This window comes from Faecalibacterium prausnitzii (assembly GCF_003324185.1).
GTDB classification, from domain to species: domain Bacteria; phylum Bacillota; class Clostridia; order Oscillospirales; family Ruminococcaceae; genus Faecalibacterium; species Faecalibacterium prausnitzii.
This window is the reverse complement of sequence record NZ_PXUP01000020.1, coordinates 1-18189: the sequence shown is the minus strand read 5'-3', so window position 1 is coordinate 18189 and position 18189 is coordinate 1. Positions and strand designations below refer to the sequence as shown.

At 52.9% G+C, this 18189-nt stretch carries 12 protein-coding genes; 1 reads left to right on the top strand and 11 read right to left on the bottom strand.

Going from position 1 to position 18189, the window contains the following annotated elements:
• Positions 1-32: 32 nt before the first annotated feature.
• From C7J97_RS12230 to C7J97_RS12200, 7 genes are all read right to left on the bottom strand, one after another.
• Positions 33-365, bottom strand: coding sequence for a plasmid mobilization protein (locus tag C7J97_RS12230; RefSeq protein WP_113993122.1), 333 nt, complete (start codon positions 363-365; stop codon positions 33-35).
• On the bottom strand, positions 362-7615 hold the full coding sequence (locus tag C7J97_RS12225; RefSeq protein WP_113993121.1) for a DEAD/DEAH box helicase family protein: 7254 nt from the start codon (positions 7613-7615) through the stop codon (positions 362-364). The genes C7J97_RS12230 and C7J97_RS12225 overlap by 4 nt, the downstream gene beginning before the upstream one ends.
• Before the next feature lie 84 nt (positions 7616-7699).
• Positions 7700-8089, bottom strand: a complete 390-nt coding sequence (locus C7J97_RS12220) for a hypothetical protein (protein WP_113993120.1) — start codon at positions 8087-8089, stop codon at positions 7700-7702.
• 214 nt (positions 8090-8303) lie between these two features.
• Complete coding sequence (locus tag C7J97_RS12215; protein WP_170126672.1) at positions 8304-9779, bottom strand: ATP-dependent nuclease; 1476 nt, start codon at positions 9777-9779, stop codon at positions 8304-8306.
• A 110-nt stretch (positions 9780-9889) separates the two neighbouring features.
• Positions 9890-10093: a transposon-transfer assisting family protein gene (locus tag C7J97_RS12210; protein WP_113993147.1), complete on the bottom strand. Its 204-nt coding sequence runs from the start codon at positions 10091-10093 to the stop codon at positions 9890-9892.
• Entirely contained in the window at positions 10083-11000 is a 918-nt protein-coding gene (locus C7J97_RS12205) for an LPD16 domain-containing protein (RefSeq protein ID WP_170126671.1), read from the bottom strand. The genes C7J97_RS12210 and C7J97_RS12205 overlap by 11 nt, the downstream gene beginning before the upstream one ends.
• Positions 11000-13033 carry a DNA topoisomerase 3 gene (locus tag C7J97_RS12200; protein ID WP_242983514.1) on the bottom strand — a complete coding sequence of 678 codons (2034 nt, stop codon included), beginning with the start codon at positions 13031-13033 and terminating at the stop codon, positions 11000-11002. Before C7J97_RS12200 ends, C7J97_RS12205 begins: the two co-directional genes overlap by 1 nt.
• Before the next feature lie 164 nt (positions 13034-13197).
• Between C7J97_RS12200 and C7J97_RS12195 the strand changes: the two genes are divergently transcribed.
• Positions 13198-14418 (top strand): ATP-binding protein, encoded by a 1221-nt coding sequence (locus tag C7J97_RS12195; protein WP_113993117.1) that lies wholly within the window; start codon positions 13198-13200, stop codon positions 14416-14418.
• A 39-nt stretch (positions 14419-14457) separates the two neighbouring features.
• Here C7J97_RS12195 and C7J97_RS12190 read toward each other — a convergent pair whose 3' ends face one another.
• The 4 genes from C7J97_RS12190 to C7J97_RS12175 form a co-directional block, all read right to left on the bottom strand.
• Positions 14458-15195, bottom strand: coding sequence for a DUF4366 domain-containing protein (locus C7J97_RS12190; protein ID WP_113993116.1), 738 nt, complete (start codon positions 15193-15195; stop codon positions 14458-14460).
• Complete coding sequence (locus C7J97_RS12185; RefSeq protein ID WP_113993115.1) at positions 15179-15445, bottom strand: DUF4315 family protein; 267 nt, start codon at positions 15443-15445, stop codon at positions 15179-15181. The genes C7J97_RS12190 and C7J97_RS12185 overlap by 17 nt, the downstream gene beginning before the upstream one ends.
• A 15-nt stretch (positions 15446-15460) precedes the next feature.
• On the bottom strand, positions 15461-17194 hold the full coding sequence (locus C7J97_RS12180) for a C40 family peptidase (protein WP_113993114.1): 1734 nt from the start codon (positions 17192-17194) through the stop codon (positions 15461-15463).
• Positions 17191-18189: VirB4-like conjugal transfer ATPase, CD1110 family (locus C7J97_RS12175; RefSeq protein ID WP_423240881.1), on the bottom strand; the 999-nt coding region annotated here is incomplete at its 5' end. The genes C7J97_RS12180 and C7J97_RS12175, both read right to left, overlap by 4 nt.

Genomic DNA, 18189 nt, shown 5'->3' with positions numbered 1-18189 from the left:
ATGTACCCCACAGCCGAAGCCGTGGGGCTGGGTCAGAGGTCAGCCAACCGGGAAAGAATCTGCTTGCCAATGGAGATTAACTCATCCAGCCGGGTGCGCAAGTCCTCCAGATCGGCGGCGTAGACCTGACCGCTTTCGTTGGCACATTTGGCATACTGGTTGAGGTTGTTGCTGCACATCTGGAGTAGATACGCCATGCGGCGCAGTTCTTTCAAGTCCAGATGCAGACAGTAACCATCCAGAGTCATCTTGCGGATATAGGCACTCAGGCTGCGGATGCCCATGCCCCGCATTTTTTCATAGATGCGGTGCTTCTCCGTTTTTGTCAGGCGCAGGATAATGACCTCATCCCGTTTTTCTCTCACCGGGCATCACCGTCCTTGTCGGGATAGGATTTGAAAGGCTTGACGGGTTCCGCTTTTTCTGCCTTTTCTTCCAGAGCGGCCAGCACAGAGCGACGAGGTGCATCCTCCTGTTCTTCCTCGTCCTGCTCCGGTTCATGGTGCTTTTCATCCACATCCAACTGAGCATTCAGCTCGGCAAGCCGTGCGGACTTCTGCGCCAGTTCGTCCTCCTGCGGGAAAGGCTTTTCCACTTCGATCTGCGCCGCCGCCTGCTGCTGTTGCAGGGTGTCCAGTTCGTTCTCTGCTGCGGTAATGCGGTCGGCAAAAGCGTTCAGGGCGTTGTCCAGACGGACAATGTTGCCATACGGGTCGGAGCCGAGCGATACCGGGTATTTCAGAGTTCCTTTCAGCAACGCCTGATGCTCCTTGTGGAAGGTATCAAACCGCAACGAAAGTTCAAAGCCTCGATAGCTGCCCACCAGCTGCTCCTCGGTGTTCGGAAGTTCCATGCAGGCGAGAATCAGCCGTTCGCCAGCGGTCTTTTTCTCGTCATAGGTTATGCCTTTAATGACCATGCCGCAGAAGGTTTCCTTGTCCTGCGGATGCGCCGCAGCGATTTCAGCATCCGATTTCAGGGCTGCGATTTTTGCAGTCTGTTCCTGAATCTCAGCCGGGAACTTCGTCAGCAGCTTATCCTCCAAGCGGAACTTCTGGCTCTGGTGATCGGCTTTCAGCACTTTCAGCTTTGCAACCTGAACATCCAAATCCATCTTCTCCTTGATAAGAGGATTGCCAGCACACAACGCCTTGATCTCGGCATAAGACAATGCCTGCTCGTCCACATCGTCGCAGGAACGCACCGGGGATTTGGAGGTCATAATTTGCGAGATAAACCGTTGCTTATTCTCCAAAGTCTGATAGAGGTACGAATCGAACGTACCCTCCGTGACATAATTGAACACCTTGACTTCCTTATTCATGTTGCCCTGACGAATAATGCGACCGTTGCGCTGGGTCATGTCGCTGGGCTTCCAGCCGACATCCAGATGATGCACTGCCACAAGACGCTGTTGAACATTGGTGCCCGCACCCATTTTTGCGGTACTGCCCAGCAGAATGCGCACATCACCAGAGCGCACTTTGGAGAACAGCGCAGCCTTTTTTGCTTCGGTATCGGCGTTGTGGATGAACTCCACCTCGTTTTCCGGCACGTCGGCGGCAACCAGCTTCTTGCGAATATCATCGTAGACGTTGAAATTGCCATCGTTTTTTGGTGTCGAGAGGTCGCAGAACACAAGCTGCGTCAACTTCTGGTCTTTGCCTTCCTCCCAAATTTTCAGGACGTTCTGCACACAGATGTTGAGTTTACTGTTGGGGTCGTCCGGGAGCAAAGGGTTCATCAGGCGCACATCCAGACCTATTTTTCTGCCATCGTTGGTGACGCACAGCATATTGTCCACGGACGCATCCACGTTGCCGGAGTGGATCTCGGCGGCGCGTTTGCTCAGTTCCTGCACCATTGCTTTCTGGGTCTCGGACGGTTTTACAACCACGGTTTCAAACTTTGCATCCGGCACAGGCAGATGCAACTGGTCGCTGGTCTTGATGTCGGCAACCTCTTTGAACATCGACATCAGTTCGGGTAAATTAAAGAACTTCGCAAACCGGGTGCGCGCACGGTAGCCGGTTCCTTCGGGCGCAAGCTCGATGGCGGTGGTGGTCTCTCCAAAGGTCGATGCCCAACAGTCAAAGTGGGTCAGCTTTTTCTGTTGGAGAGTGCTGTACTGCAAGTAGCGCATGACCGTGTACAGTTCGGTCATGGAATTGCTGACCGGGGTGCCGGTCGCAAAAACAACTCCGCGCCCGCCTGTAATCTCATCCAGATAGCGGCACTTGCCGAACATATCACTGGACTTCTGTGCTTCGCTGGTGGATAATCCTGCGACATTGCGCATTTTGGTCGTGAGGAACAAATTCTTAAAACTGTGCGATTCGTCCACAAACAAGCGGTCAACGCCCAACTGTTCAAAGGTGATAACGTCATCTTTGCGGCTGTCGGCGCGCAGCTTGTCCAGCTTTGCTTCCAGAGTTTTGCGGGTCTTTTCCATCTGCTTGATGGTGAAATTCTCGCCTGCATTGGCTTTCAGTTCGTTGATAGCCAAAAGGGTTTCGGCGATCTGATCCTGAATAATGCGCTCCTGCCGCTCGAAGGAAAGCGGGATGCGCTCAAACTGACTGTGACCGATGATAACAGCATCGTAATCGCCGGTAGCGATGCGGGCGCAGAACTTTTTGCGGTTCGCCGTTTCAAAGTCTTTTTTCCGTGCCACAAACAGTTTTGCATTGGGGTACAGATGCAGGAACTCCGATGCCCACTGCTCCGTCAGATGGTTGGGCACCACAAAGAGCGATTTTTGGCATAGTCCCAGCCGCTTGGCTTCCATTGCGGATGCCGCCATTTCAAAAGTCTTGCCCGCGCCTACTTCGTGTGCAAGCAACGTATTACCGCCATAAAGCACATGAGCAATGGCGTTGCGCTGATGTTCCCGCAAGGTGATTTCCGGGTTCATGCCGACAAAATGAATGTGAGAACCATCGTATTCGCGGGGGCGTGTAGAGTTGAATAATTCGTTATACTGCCTTACCAGCGATACACGCCGCTGCGGGTCTTGCCAGATCCAGTTCGCAAAAGCATCCTTGATGGCTTGCTGTTTCTGCTGGGCGAGGGTAGTCTCATTTTTGTTCAGCACACGTTTTGGTTTACCCTCGGCATCCTCAATGGTGTCATAGATGCGGACATCCTTGAGGTTAAGCGTATCTTCCAGAATCTTGTAGGCATTGGCACGGTGCGTTCCGTAGGTTTCCGTGGACATGATATCGCCGTGACCCAATGCGGATTTTCCCTGCACACGCCATTCTGCCGTATACGGAGAGAACCGCACATTCACATCATGGCGCAGATAGTACGGAACCTGAAAGGTCTCCTGCATAAATTTCTGGATGATTTCAGGTGCGAGCCACGTTGCGCCCAGCCGCACATCAATTTCGGATGCTTCCAGTTCCTTGGGCTGCGCTTTAGTGAGCGCGTCAACATTGACTGCAAATTCCGGGTTCGTTTCGGCGGCAAGGCGGGCAAAGCGGAGTTTCGCACGGACATCGCCGGAAAGATACTCGTCTGCCATCTGCCAGCCTGCTTCCGGGTCAGTGGGGTCTGCACTGGGGTCTTTGAAGATCACACCAGAAAGTTCAGTGGTGATGCGCTCATACTCGCCGGGAGTGCCGAGCAGTTCTGCCATATACGGCAAGTCCACTCTGCCGTGTTCGCCCATCGACACCGCGAGTGCTTCGCTGGGGGTATCCACGCTGGTGACAGTGCGCTCCGGGCGAATCGTCCTTTTGGTGAACATATCCGCCTTGGATTTCAACTGTCCCTGCTCGTCCAGATTTTCCAGAGAACAGAGCAGATAATAGGAAGAATCCTGCTCAAACAGCCGTGCATTGCGGCGGTCGTTCAGCAGACCGTATTTCTTGGAAAACGCATCGTAGGCATCGTTCAAGCGCACCTGCGTTTCCTGCACGGCAGAATCCGGGTAATCGTCCAACTGCTCCTGAATCAGCTGGTTGACGATCTGCCGCAGTTCCACCATACCGGTGACACGAGCCTTGGCATTATCGGACAGTTCCACCTGTGTCATAATGGAGTTTTCACGATAGAAAACCTCGCCGTCCACCACGGCATAGGAAAAGTTTTTTACATCCGGATCTGCTGGAAGCGTCTTGCGTTCTGCCTCGGCATCTGCAATATCTGGTGTTTCCACCTCGACTTCCGTGTACTGTCCCTCAATATGCTGTACCGCTTCGGCAAGCTGGTCGGCCAGCATTGCACCCTCAATGGGCGCAACGGTCAGTTCCTCTCGTCCGTACTGGGTGCTTTCGGTGGTAAGCTGCCCCAGCACCATTTCCGGGTGGTCTACGAAATACTGGTTGATGGCAAAGCCGTCCTCGGTCTTGCCGAGCTGCACCCAGTCCGGCTCATGGTCGATAGGGCGGTCACGCTTTTGCAGGAAGATGATGTCGCTGACAACATCCGTGCCTGCATTAGCCTTGAACGCATTGTTGGGCAATCGAATGGCCCCCAGCAAATCGGCGCGTTCTGCCATGTGTTTGCGGGCAGTGCTGTCCTTGCTGTCCATGGTGTAGCGGCTGGTGACGAACGCCACCACACCGCCCGGCCGCACTTGGTCGATGGCCTTGGCGAAAAAGTAGTTGTGGATGGAAAATCCCAGCTTGTTGTACGCTTTATCGTTGACCTTATACTGGCCAAAAGGCACATTGCCTACCGCAAGGTCATAGAAATCCCGGCGGTCGGTGGTTTCAAATCCGGCTACCGTAATATCTGCCTGCGGGTACAGCTTTTGCGCAATGCGCCCGGTGATGCTGTCCAGTTCCACACCGTACAAACGGCTGGCCTGCATGGTGTCCAGCAGCATTCCGAAAAAGTTGCCCACACCCATAGACGGCTCAAGGATGTTGCCCGCCTTAAAGCCCATCTGTTCCACTGCATTATAAATGGCATGGATAACGGTGGGGCTAGTGTAGTGGGCGTTCAAAACCGAACTGCGGGCGGCGGCGTACTCGTCCTCCGAAAGCAACCCTTTCAGTTCGGCATATTCCTCCGACCAGTTGGATTTGTTCGGGTCAAAGGCATCCGCCAGACCACCCCAGCCGACATACTGCGCCAGAACTTCCTGCTCCTCGGCAGAAGCACCACGGTGTTCTTCTTCCAGACGGAACAGCGTTTTGATGGCCTCGATGTTCCGGGTGTACTTCTGCTTTGCGCCGCCTTCGCCCAAATGCTCATCCGTGATTCGGAAATTTCCGGCAGGCTCAGGGACAGACGCAGTGTTAAGGGCTTCATCCAAGGCTGCGGCATTCGGGAAAGTCTGTACCTCGCCGTCAATTACCGTTGAGATGGGCAGTTCGTCCAGTTCCTCATCGGTCAGTTCAGGCTCGTCCGGCTCCTCCTGTCGCAGTCCCTCCTCGAACTGCTGCCGGTTGATGACCTCATTATCCCAAGAATGACCGTGCGCACTGGTGTCGATGCGCACATCGGTGTCACCAACATAGCCGATGGTTCCCTCAATCGTTCTGGTGGGCAGGTCTACTATAACTTCATCTCCGACCATATACTTGATGAAGTTTTCCCGGTCGCTGTCCGGCTGTTCCTCGTACAGTTCCCGGATGTGCGGCAGATGCTCGTTACGGAAAATCGGGTATCCATTCTTGGCGGAATCCATATCCTGCAAACCGACAGACTTGAACATGAAATTAACGTGTTCCACGCGAAAATCCCGGCCATCCATCTCGATGATGCTGCCGATGGGGAGATAATCTTCTGCCCGCAGGTGCTTTGTTTCGTGGTGGGTGCCATCCTCATTCAACCCGGCGAGGTAAATATTATTGCCCTCTGCCCAGAGCTTTTTGGATTCCGTTGCCCACAGTCCGCGGGGAAAACCGGTCACTTTGACCTTGCCGAGCGCATTCTCCTGTGACAGTAACCGGTTGTGCAGAATCCGCTCCACGGCAATGGCATCTTTGTCATAGAACAGATAGTTTCCATTCAGCTCAAATCCAACCAGCGTGTCCGGGTACTGCTCTTTCAATGCCCGGTATTCTTCGACAGTGGTACCATCCAGCATCGGGAGCAGCCGCTCAGCCTCTTGTATGGCCGCTCGCTGCTCCTTTTCATCATCTGTCAGGTAGCGGTCGGACTGGATCATCAGGTCGATATACTTTTCCACCTGCGCCCATTTCAGGGTGATTTTCTGGTGGTCGGGGTAATGGTCAAATTCCAGTCCCTTCCAGTCGTGATTCACAAAACCCCGGCTACCGTCCAGAAAATCGTGGGAGTGCCCGCCAATGCCGTACTCCTTTGCCAACGCTTTGGCACGGAGTTTTCGGTCAGGCTGGGTCTGGTACAGTGCCATAATGCGCTGCTTGCCACCTGCAAACCCAGAACCATGCTTACGCAGTTCGTTCTCAATTTCCGCCTGCGACAAAACAAAAGCGGAGGGCGTTTTTTCGCTCTCCGCTCGGTCGATTGCTTCAATTTGCTGGGCTTCGGTGGGAAGGACGGCATCCAGAAAACTTAGCTGTAGATCAGCTCCGTCAGCACCAGTTCCTCTGCCTGCGCTTTCAGGCTGTTCATGTGCTGCACCCACGCCATCTGCCGGCTCTCTTTGTCCGGGGCCGGGTTCTGTTTCAGAAGCTGCTCCATGGTCTGCTGCATCCGGCTCTCTGCCGTCTGCTCCACCTCCATCAGGTGCGGGTACAGGCTCCCGTTCAGGAGCATCGTGTTGTACAGTGCCGGGTGCTGCTGCCTCAGAAAGCTCAGGCGCATCCTGCCGTACTTGCCCAGCGGGGTCTTCGGCTGATACAGGGTCAGGTTCGGGAGAAGATAATCCCCGGTCTGCGTGTAACTCAGATTGCTGCTCATATTCATGCTGGCTCCTTTCTGCATTGCGGCGGCGAATGGTTGTTTTTACGGTGCGCTCAATTTGGCGTAAGGCCTCCCGGCTCATGTCGCTGACGGCTGCGCCGAGGGCGTAAACACTGTCTGGGGTGGAAAACTCGTGGATGGCTCGGAGGTCGTCCTTGTCGAACCACCCGGCAGGCTCAAAGCCGCAGCGTTCCAGCAGCGTATAGGTGACGCTGATGGCGGCAGCGGACTTGAACTGCATCTCCACCCCGGCTTCATCATAATCCATCAAGAGCGAACCGTCAACGATGGCACGAATGTCCCCGCCGTTGTTGTCCCAGTAATCCGCCACCAATTTTCCGGCAACATCCGCAAGCTGCTGGCTGACACGATCTCCGCTGATGCCGTAGGTCTTGCTCAACATCTCCGAAACAGGCTGTTTCAGGTCATCGTTGTACTGCCACACCTCCGGGTCACGGGAATTGCGGCGCACCCCGGTGTCCGACACATCGAAAACGTAGTGCAGACGGGGGAATCCGCTGGATTCGTCCAGCAGGGCAATGCCCTTGGCACCCCGGCGCACATAGCGGTTCATTCGGTTGTTCCAAACATCGTAGTCGGCGCAGGCGGTGGCATCCGGGCGCTGGGCGTAGATCATCAGCTGGTCTGCAAACGGGTACTTGTACAGCCGGGATGCGGTGGTCAGGTAGTCCGTCCAGCTTTCCCAGTAGCGGGTCAGGCCGTTGACCGTGCGCTGGGCAAGGGCAAGATATTCTTCGGTTTTGTTTGGCATTGCGTTCCTCCTTCCGATTTTAGGGTAAAGAAAAAAGCGAGCAACCATATAGGTCACTCGCCATGGATTCCATGTAAAGTTATTTTAGTGTTTTGCGGCAATCTTTTCAGCCAGTTCCAGCAGAGTGTCGAATGTCTGCTGTTCTTCGGGCTTTTCAATCAGCTTCGCCAGAAGCACCCGGAAAATATCGATGCTGTCATGCCCGGTGGCTGCGGCAATCTGGTCGATGAGATCATGCAGCTTTTTGACAGCGGCATCGGAAGGCTTGGATTTTGCAAGAAGATCGGTCAGATAGCTGATGAACGGGTAGGTAGAATCATCGTTGATGATCTCGTTGGTCTCGTTCACAATCTTCTGGTTATCTTCAGGGGACATCTCACCCTTTTCATCCCAAAGGTCACGGGAAGATGTACGACCCTTCAAGAAGGTAGCAAAAAGCAGTCGGTCGATGGGGGAGCGGCGTTCGTTGTCCATTGGCTTTCCTCGCTTTCTGTTTTGAATCTGAAATGGTAAAGTAATAATAGTATAACACGAACGGAGTGATGCTATCAAGACCGCATCTTTTAGGGTTTGTAACTTTTTTCTATGTACGCCGCCTGTAGGCGGCAAAAATCAGTTGGCGAAAAACACAGGCTCGGAAGATGCACAGTGACTATCAATCTCAGCTTTTGATTGTACCTTCAGACAGTTAGATGTTTTGGTGTTGGCTCAGCCACGTCTTTATATTGTCAATATAAGAAAGGAACAGTTCATGGCTGCTTGCGTATTTAAAAATTTCTCTGATAATTGTCTCTTGGCTTTCATCCAATCGATCACAAATGTTACTAATCCATTCATGCGAATCATTAACGCCCTGAATCGCTTGAGCAGCTTGATAGATACTATTATCTTGAGGAAATGTTTCCAATATTATTTGATGTAAAAATTTTTCTGGTGGGGTGCTAGTGGGTAAGGAAAATTGATGAATCAACTGAAGTGCTGCCTGACGTTTGTCTTCAGCATCATCTTCTGTCCCACATAATTTTTTCTCAATGTGATCCATCCTTTCGGAATCAGTACAGTATTTATCACCATCAGTGACAATAAGGATGTTTCTAGTATCTCTTTGCTCTATGATAAAGCTTGCGGCAAGGGTGAAAGCGTTTTCGATTGCGCCAAATTTGCAAATCTCAACAAGAAATGTCATTTGCAAGTCTCTAACAATTTCGTGAACAATATCTTTCGCAAGGGAATCTTCCACATATATTTTGACGGGTTTATTACATTCGCCGGACATGTTATAAATCAGTTCTTCACTGAGTCTATCATAAACGAATGAGTTTGCTGATCCTGTGGGGGACGTTACATTTTCAATATATTGTATTCCGATATATTCAGACATAGAAAGAATTTCTAATGAGTGAGTTGTGAATACAATTTGTAATTTCTTCTCAACAGCTATTCTATTGAGTTCTTTAACTAATTTCCGAAAAGCAGATACATGAAGTAGCAAATCAAGTTCATCGACTAAAATTAGTGAATATTTTTCTGCACGAGTGACTTTTTCAAGAATTTTAATTGTGCGCTGCTCACCTGACCCCATGCTAAGTGATGAGTATTTGAGACTATCGCTTAACTCAACGCCCGGAAAATGAGTTCCTTTATAGCAATTGTCCATCAATGCAGTATAATTTTTGTTTAGAATACCCGCTGCACCTTGAATTGTTTTTCGTGCCACATTGCTGGTTTGGCATTGAGAAACATATGAAATTTTTGTTGTTTGGTTTTTCTTTTCAATATCCGGGAGGCAGGTTTCTATTCCAATATAATATACGTTTCTCTTTGGACGAGTCTGATAACGTGGTGCCCAGCGGTCGAACGCCTTGTAATACTTTTTAGGTGGAAGCAATGTAGGAACACCATCGGTTCCAATAATTTCGTTAACGGCTTCCAATTCACTGCCAGACCATGAAGCATCTGTATTTGGAGTAAAAAATTCAGGAAATATATGATTCTCACCGTTCCCGTCTGGATTGTACAAGCATGATAATGCATGTATTACAGTTGTTTTTCCGGACCCATTGACGCCCATAATAGCTGTTAGAGGCTTTGAGAATTTGATGGTTACGTTTGACAACCCTTTTAATTTTTTGAAACGGATTTCTTTTAATGTTATTTTATTCATTTCTACAATCATCTCCCACGGGCCTTGATGGAAACAAGGTACAGCAATAAGTATATCATGTTTTCAAGAAATTGGTAGTCCTTATGTACGCCGCCTGCAGGCGGCAAAAGTCAGTCCGGGGAAAATTCCAGATTGGAAAACTCCGCATCGGTCAGCAGTTTCAGCTTTTCGATAACGCCCTCGGACAGTTCCCGCAGGGCAGTTTCATCCGGCATCAGGTAGCACTGCATGAGCTGCAATTCCTGCATCAGCCCCAGCCGACTTCCCGTGTTGTAAAGCATCATCAGCATCAGCTCGTCATGGTCAAAGTTCATGGGCATCCCTCGCTTTCTTACACCCAAAAGGGTTGCATTCCGGGGCATCGCATTTTTCTTTTGCACCAGCCAGTTCTGCCAGCTTTTCCAGTGTGGAAGGACGGTCAGACAGCCCCAGTTCTTCGGCTTCGGAAACCTTGTCCATGATGAGGTCATAGTCCTTCAGCACACGCCGCCCCTTTTCCATGTGGTGCGCTTCCAGAATCTGCTCCCGGACTTCCTGAATCGTCAATTCGGGTGCGTCGATCTGCCCACCATCCATCACAGAATAATCGCTGTGATAGAGGGTATAATCCCAGCCATCCTCGCAGGACTGAACAGCAAGATAGCCCTTGCCGCCCAGTTCCCATGCACCCTGCTCGTCCTGCGTCTGAATTTCAGGATAGGCGGTCGAGCCGGTGCGCTCCATCATCTCGCCGAACTGACAGATGTGATAGACGTTTCCGTACTCGCCCAGATCAAAATGATAGTCGTCCAGATGCTCGACCCGTGCCGTGTAACTGCTGCCATCGGAACGGTCAACCTGAATCACACCATGATTCGGCACACGGTAGAGATCATCATAGTGGCTGTTGATAAGCCGGACATCATCTCTGGGAATCGTGGGGTCATCCCAGATGCGCCGCCTGCGGACACCAGACTGCGGGATGGTGTCGAGGTGCTGCAAGCTGACCTCCTGAATCGCCTTGCGGTCATCACTGGAAAGCTCAAACAGATACCAGTTCCGGGCGGCAGGAATGGCGTTGCGGCCATCGGGCGGAAGATTCTGTTTGGAAACCTGCCCGAACTCCTGTGGCGCACCGGTGGCACAATCATAAGTTGCAAAGCCGACACCGGCACCGTTTTCCCGCAAATGCAGGAATTTGTCCCCATTGATGAGGTAGAGGGCTTCGGTTTTCTGTTCCATCAGCAGCCACCCTCAAATTCCAGAGAAAACTTGCTGCGGCCATCGGCTTCACAGGACAGCAGCACGGTGGCGTTGTAGTTAGCACTGCGGCAGTCCTTCAGGCGGACACGGCCATCCCGCAGCAGCTTATCGGCAATATGGGAATCCAGCCGCTTGCCCAGACGCTTGAAGAACGCATTGTCCTTCCACAGCACGAAACGGCACTCTCGGTTCTCGCAAAACCAGCCCTTTTCACGTTCCACGACAGGCTTACCACAGTTCGGGCAGACACCAACGATTTTGTTTTTCATAAGCGCATTCGCTCCTTTCGCGGCCTCGGTGGTCGTTACCAGCGAGGAGATCATTTCCTTGATTTCAGTCATAAAAGTTTCCGGCTCCATTTCGTTGCGTTCGATTTGCAGCAGCTTCGTTTCCCAATCGGCGGTCATTTCCGGGGACTGAATTTCTTCGGGCATTACGGTGATGAGGGCTTTGCCCTTGTCGGTGGGCAGCAGCACCTTGGTCTTTTTGCTGCCCTTGCGTTCCAGAAAGCCCTTCTGCACCAGCTTTTCGATGGTGGCAGCACGGGTTGCCGGAGTGCCGATACCCTGACGCTCCATACCCTCCGGCATACTGTCCGCACTGGCAGTTTCCATAGCGTGCAGCAGGGTGTCCTCCGTAAAGTGCTTTGGCGGGGACGTTTGCCCCTCCTTCAGCTCTGCATTGAGGATTCCGCACTCGTTTTCTGCCGCATTGGGCAGGGCAGTGAGTTCCTGTTTCCGGTTCAGGATGTCTGCCAGCATCTTGCGCTCCACCGCTTTCCAGCCCTCGTCCAGAACCTCCTTTCCCTTGGCGGTAAACTCCTCCCCGGCACATTCGGTGGTCAGCAGAGTTTCCAGATACCGGAAGGGCTTGCTGACCGCCATCAGCGTCCGGGCGATGATGAGCTTCAGAACGTTCTGCTCACCCTTGGGCAGAGCCTCCAGATCGGCTTGCAGCATACTGCGGGTGGGCAGAATGGCGTGGTGGTCGGTGACTTTTTCCCGGTTGACGGTGCGCCGTGTCCGGGGCACAGCCTCGTCTACATCTGCCGGAGTAATATCGAGAAACCTTTCCAGTTCCTCAGTCAGTTCCTCCAGCATTTCCTCGTCATCGTCGGTGATATAGCAGCTATCAGTTCGGGGATAAGTGGTAAGTTTCTTCTCATACAGGCTCTGCACATAGTCCAAAGTCTGCTGTGCGCTGTACCCCAGCAAGCGGTTTGCATCCCGCTGAAGGGTGGTCAGGTCGTACAGCGACGGTGGATTCTCGGACTTTTCCTTGCGGGTGATGCGCTGGATCGTTGCCACCATCTCCTTCCGGCAGGCTTCCAGCAGGTTTTCGGCAACGGATTTTTCGGGAATGCGGCGGCTGGATGCCGTGCAGCCGCTGGTCAGTTCCAGATCCACCGTGTAGAATTTCTCCGGCACAAAGGCGGCGATGGCGGCTTCCCGCACCACCGTCATGGCAAGCACCGGGGTCATAACACGCCCCACCGCCAGCGGTTGCCCGTACAGACACGAAAAAAGCCGGGACGCATTGATGCCGACCATCCAGTCGGCACGTTCCCGGCAGAGTGCTGCGTTGTACAGCGCATCGTATTCAGTTGACGGTTTCAGATTTGCAAAGCCCTCCCGGATTGCACTGTCCTCCATGCTGGAAAGCCAGAGCCGGGAGAATGGCTTTTTGCACTGCGCCTGCTGGTAAACCAGCCGGAAAATCAGTTCTCCTTCGCGCCCTGCGTCCGTAGCGCAGATAATACTGTCAATGTCTGGGCGATTCATCAGGTCTTTCAGGATGCCAAACTGCTTCTTTGTGGATGCAGACACAAGGTACTGCCACTTCTGCGGCAGGATGGGCAAATCGGCAATGCTCCATTTGACGAACCTTTCGTCATAGACGTTGGGCGGTGCAAGCTCTACCAAATGCCCGATGCACCAGCTGACCAGATAACCGCCGCCCTCCAGATAACCGTCTTTGCGGCGGGTCGCACCGAGGACTTTTGCGTAAGCCATCGCAACGGAGGGCTTTTCGCTGACAACTAAGCGATAAGGCAATAAGCATCGACTCCTTCCTTGTTTTTTATGGATTACAAAATGTGCTTGCAAGTTACAGCTATTTCGGCTAAAATGGAATCAGAAGAAAAATTAGCCGAAGAACAAAGGCGGTGAATGATACGATGTATATCCGAAGAAGTCTTGAAAAGGTTGTAGAGCAGGTCACGCGGGAATACCCGGTTGTCCTTGTGACGGGTCCCCGACAGGTTGGCAAAACGACCATGCTGAAAAAGCTCATGGAGGGCAGTTCCCGCGGTTATGTATCGCTGGATGATTTGAACGAGCGGGCACTGGCAAAAAATGACCCGGAGTTGTTTTTGCAGCTGCATAAGCCGCCGGTTCTGATTGATGAGGTGCAGTACGCCCCAGAGCTGTTCACCTATATCAAGGTGTATGCCGATACCCATCAGGAGCCGGGTGCCTTTTGGCTGACCGGTTCGCAGGTGTTCAAGCTGATGCGTGGGGTACAGGAATCCCTTGCCGGGCGTGTTGCTGTGCTGTCCATGACCCCTCTTTCGCAGTCAGAGCTGAACGGAACGGAAACAGAGCCGTTCCGGGTAGATCTGGATGCACTTCTGAAGCGGGAAAGTCTGAGCAAGCCTGTGGATACCAAAGGTATTTTTGAGCGAATCTATCAAGGTTCCATGCCGGCAATCGCAAGCGGAAAGAATACGAACAGCCATATTTTTTACAGCAGCTATCTGTCCACCTATATCGAGCGCGATGTCAAAGAGCTTTCGGATGCGATTGATGCTTTGAAGTTCCTGCGTTTTATGACGGCGGTTGCGGCTCGGTGTTCTCAGATGCTGAACGTTTCGGACATTGCGCAGGATGCGGACATCAACCAGAAACAGGCTAAAGACTGGCTGCACATTCTGGAAACGCTTGGAATCATTTTCTATCTGCACCCGTATTCCAACAACTTGCTGAAGCGTCTGGTAAAAACCCCGAAACTCTATTTCTACGATACCGGGCTGGTCTGCTATCTAACCCGGTGGAGCAGTGCCGAAGTTCTGGAATGCGGTGCCATGAATGGGGCTATCCTCGAAAACTATGTCGTTTCCGAAATCGCCAAGACCTATCTGAATACCGGCAGGGAGCCGTTCATGTACTATTATCGGGATAAGGATGCCAAGGAAATCGACATTGTGCTGGAGCAAGATGGTGTCCTGAATCCCATCGAGATCAAAAAGACTTCCAACCCCGGAACGGAGCTGACAAAGGTGTTTTCGCTGCTGGACAAGGCATCCGTTCCGCGCGGAAAAGGTGCCATTGTCTGCATGAAGCCCAAAGTCGGTGTGATCGACCGGGACAACTATATCGTTCCGATTTGGACGATTTGAATCGTTTTTCTATGTACGGCGGCAAATGCCGCCTTGAGATCAGATGGGTTCGGTGTCCTGCTCGTCCGGGGCTTCGTCCTCGTCCGGCACATCGGTCGGAATCTCAAAATCGCCCTTGTCCTCGGTGTAATTTGCATCAGGGTCAAGGGCTTCTTTTTCGGCCTGCTTTTTCTGCTTCTGCTTTGCGAAAGCGTAGAAAATGCCGCCTGCCGCCAGTGCGATCAGCACGACTACCCCCAGAAAGCCTGATGCGATCTTTGTGACCTTGTTTTCCTTGGGCTGTTCCTCGCCGGATGCCGCCGCTTCTTCTGCGGCTTTCTTCGCTTCTTCCTCGGCTTTCAGCCTGTCCTGTTCCGCCTGCGCCGCCGCTTCCTTTTCGGCGGTATAAGCGTCCGCATCTTCTTCCTCCATAAGAGCCAACAGGTCGGCTTCATCCACCAGATTCATAAAGTGGACGGTCTGCTGCCCTTTGGCGTTGCGGTCAATGACCAGATAGAAGGTGGCACCCGACTTCGACACCAGCGTAATGAACTGCTGTCCAGAGCCGTCCGAGTAAGAGGTGTGATAGTCGTCCACCAGCGTCAGATTGCCCTCCGGGGTCAGGGCACCAGAGGTTTCGTCCGTGATGGTGACAACATCTTCCTCCACGACTTCTTCCAGAACCGGCTGTTCCACCGGGGCAGCTTCGCCCTCAAAGGCAAAGGCGGGAGCCGCTATGCCAGCGCACAGTGCCGCCGATACCAGCAGCGCACCCAGTTTCTTAATCTTCATCAGCATCGACCTCCTTCTCAAAAGTTGCACCCACGGCAGACAGCGCAGCCGGGTTCGGGGTAGCGGTTGCCGACTGCCGCAGCAGAGCAGCAAGCTGTTCCGGGGTTACATTCGCCGTGCGGACCATGTTGCTGACCTCAGCGGCTTCTTCCTCCTGAATCCGACGCTCCAAAACCGCAATGCGATTGTTCAGCTTGATGCGGCGCTCCTGCTCTTTCTTGAGCATTGCTCGCAGCTTATCCAGTTTTTCGCTCATAGTTGAACCCTCCAATCATTTTGAAAGCCGTCCGAACCCGGCGAGATGCTTCTCCCAGTAGGACGAGTGAATGTTTGCGTACTTGATGGGGTCGCCAGCGGACACCATCATGCCGTTGCCCAGATAGATTCCAGTGTGGCTCATGCCGGGGGTGTCGTAGGTTTCCTTGAAAAAGACCAAATCACCGGGCTTTGCTTCTGCCTCGCTGATATGCTGGCTCTTGTTCCACAGGCCGTTGGCAGTGGTGCGCCCTACATTGTAGCCGTTCTGGTTGTACACCCAACAGACATAGCCGCTGCAATCGAACCCGGTTTCCGGGGTGGAGCCGCCCCACACATAGGGTGTGCCTACATATTTTTGGGCTTCCTTGTAGATGGCGGCAAACTCCTCGTCTGTCAGGGCTTCTGCCGGAACCTGATAATCAATACCCGGTACGCCGGAGCCATCCGAGCCACCGGGCGGCAGACCACCGTTGAACAGATAAGGTCTGCCACCCAAGGTGTCCTGAAAGATCTCGTACCTTTTCCACTGATCGTTATTCAGTTCCTCCCGGATAACCACTTCCAGCCCTTTGTTCACCAGCTTTGTGTGAAAAATTCGATACTCGTATGGCACCTGCGTGGGAACCGGGATTCCTGCCGGACTGATGACCCAAACGGTCTTGTACCGTATCTGCACCTCTACCCATGTGGTCAGCTTGTACTGCTTTTTGAATGTCTCCTTCAGTTTTCCCTGTACCTCGCTGCGGGTGTAGTCATCATACAAGGTGGTCAGGAACGAAGTGAGCTGCCACGGGTCATGCTCGATGGGGTCAAGGTGGTACTGGTACTCGTTGTAGCCGGGGTGGTCGGTGGGAGTGCGCTTGATCTTTTTGTCCAGTTCCTTTTCCAGCTTCTTGTAGTCCTGTTCTGCGCCCCGGATGTCCCGGTCCTCGGCAGAGTACATGGTCTGCCCGGATACCTGTGTACCGCCGGAAAAGAGGATGCCGCAGGAGGAAAAGCCGGACATCACCATGAGGATGAGCAAAAGAAAAACGCCCACGATCACCAGAACGTGTGCGTTGCCCTTGGCGGCATTCATCAGCCCCTTTACGGCAGTGCTGACGGCGGTTTTACCTTTTTCTACGGCTTGTTCCACGCCGGACCGGGCAGCAGATGCACCGTTGGATGCCGCCTTGCCGCCTGCGGTCTGCGCCGCCGTGCCCGACCGGGCGGCGGTATAATAGCTTTTGTGAATTTCTTGCCGCTGTTTCCAACGTGAAAGCCAGTTGGAGCCGCCCTCACCGGTGCCGGGTGCGCCTGCATCTTGTGCCGCAGTCGGCTCTCGTGCAGAAGATTTTGCGGTTTTGGTGCCCTTCTTGCCCTGCATCTTGGCTTTCTTTTTCAGCTTCCGGGCATAGCGACTCTTGGCAATATCGTGGGTGGTCTCGGCGGCTTTTTCGCCCTCGCTCAGAGCCTGCACACCGACGTTTTCATCCTCGTACTGGTCAACTTCCCGGTGCACCGCAGACCGGGCGGCATGGGCGGCGTACATTTCCCATTTCTGCGCCTTGCTCAACCGGCTCAACTCGTCCGGGGTCAGTTCCGCCTTGCCGAACCGCAGATGCTGGGCTTTTTCTGCCGCCTTGTCTACATCCGTTTTTAGCTTTTTCTTTTTGGGCACCGACTGCTCCACCTTGGTTTTTTTCGGGGGAGAACGGGTCTTTTTGACGGATGGTTCCTCTTTGATGTTCAGTTTCGGTTTGCTCATTTCTGTGCACCCTCCGAGACTTCACCCAACTTGGTGGTCATGATCCGGTAGAGTTCCAGATCGGTGGGGAATCGGTCAACGAACGGCAGAATGACATTGCCGAAAAAAAGCAACCCCTCACCCTCGCCGGAGTGGGTCACATAGGAAAGCTGATGGGGCGAAATGTTGAGCTGCTTTGCGAGAATTTGCCGGTCTCCCGCCGCCTGATTCAGCATGATGATCATGTCTGAATTTTCAAAAATATTCTCGACCTCACGCGAAGAAAGGAGGTCTTTGACGTTTTGCGTTAATCCAGTCGGGATACCGCCCCACTTACGGAAACGCTTCCAGATCTCCACGGAATAAGCGGCGGTCTGTTCCTCTTTTAAGAGGAGGTGCATCTCATCCATATAATACCGGGTAGACTTGCCGCTGCTGCGGTTTGCGGTGACACGCCCCCACACCTGATCCTGCACAATGAGCATACCGAGTTTCTTCATCTGTTTGCCCAATTCCTTGATGTCATAGCACACGATTCTGTTGTTGACATTAACATTGGTGCGGTGGTTGAACAGGTTCAGGGAGCCTTTCACATAGATTTCCAACGCCGTGGCAACATGGTGGGCTTCCTTCTCGTCCTGTTGGAGCAGGGCGTTGTACAAATCCTCAAGAATGGGCATATTCTCCGGGCAGGGGTCTGCAAAATATTTGCGGTAAATCAGATGCACACAGCGGTCAATGACGGTTTTCTCCACCGGCAGCAGCCCTTCCTTGCCACCCACCACAAGTTCGCACAGGGAAAGGATAAAGTCGGCTTTCAAGGAAAGCGGGTTATCTTCCTCGGAGTAGTTGGCATTGATGTCCATAGGGTTGATGAACTGGGTGCTGTTGGGGCTGATTTTGATGACCTGACCTTTCAGACGATTCACCAGCGGAGAGTAATCGGCTGGGTCAGCGGTGTTACCACCGCCTTCCCGCCTAAGAACCGTACGTGACAGTTTCCCGTCATACGGCTC

Bases quoted from the DNA above. Each gene is read 5' to 3' on its own strand.
- C7J97_RS12210 (WP_113993147.1), bottom strand. From the start codon at position 10,093: ATGAACTTTGACCATGACGAGCTGATGCTGATGATGCTTTACAACACG.
- C7J97_RS12180 (WP_113993114.1), bottom strand. From the start codon at position 17,194: ATGAGCAAACCGAAACTGAACATCAAAGAGGAACCATCCGTCAAAAAG.
- C7J97_RS12190 (WP_113993116.1), bottom strand. From the start codon at position 15,195: ATGCTGATGAAGATTAAGAAACTGGGTGCGCTGCTGGTATCGGCGGCA.
- C7J97_RS12215 (WP_170126672.1), bottom strand. From the start codon at position 9,779: ATGAATAAAATAACATTAAAAGAAATCCGTTTCAAAAAATTAAAAGGG.
- C7J97_RS12225 (WP_113993121.1), bottom strand. From the start codon at position 7,615: ATGCCAAACAAAACCGAAGAATATCTTGCCCTTGCCCAGCGCACGGTC.
- C7J97_RS12220 (WP_113993120.1), bottom strand. From the start codon at position 8,089: ATGGACAACGAACGCCGCTCCCCCATCGACCGACTGCTTTTTGCTACC.
- C7J97_RS12205 (WP_170126671.1), bottom strand. From the start codon at position 11,000: ATGGAACAGAAAACCGAAGCCCTCTACCTCATCAATGGGGACAAATTC.
- C7J97_RS12185 (WP_113993115.1), bottom strand. From the start codon at position 15,445: ATGAGCGAAAAACTGGATAAGCTGCGAGCAATGCTCAAGAAAGAGCAG.
- C7J97_RS12200 (WP_242983514.1), bottom strand. From the start codon at position 13,033: ATGGCTTACGCAAAAGTCCTCGGTGCGACCCGCCGCAAAGACGGTTAT.
- C7J97_RS12195 (WP_113993117.1), top strand. From the start codon at position 13,198: ATGTATATCCGAAGAAGTCTTGAAAAGGTTGTAGAGCAGGTCACGCGG.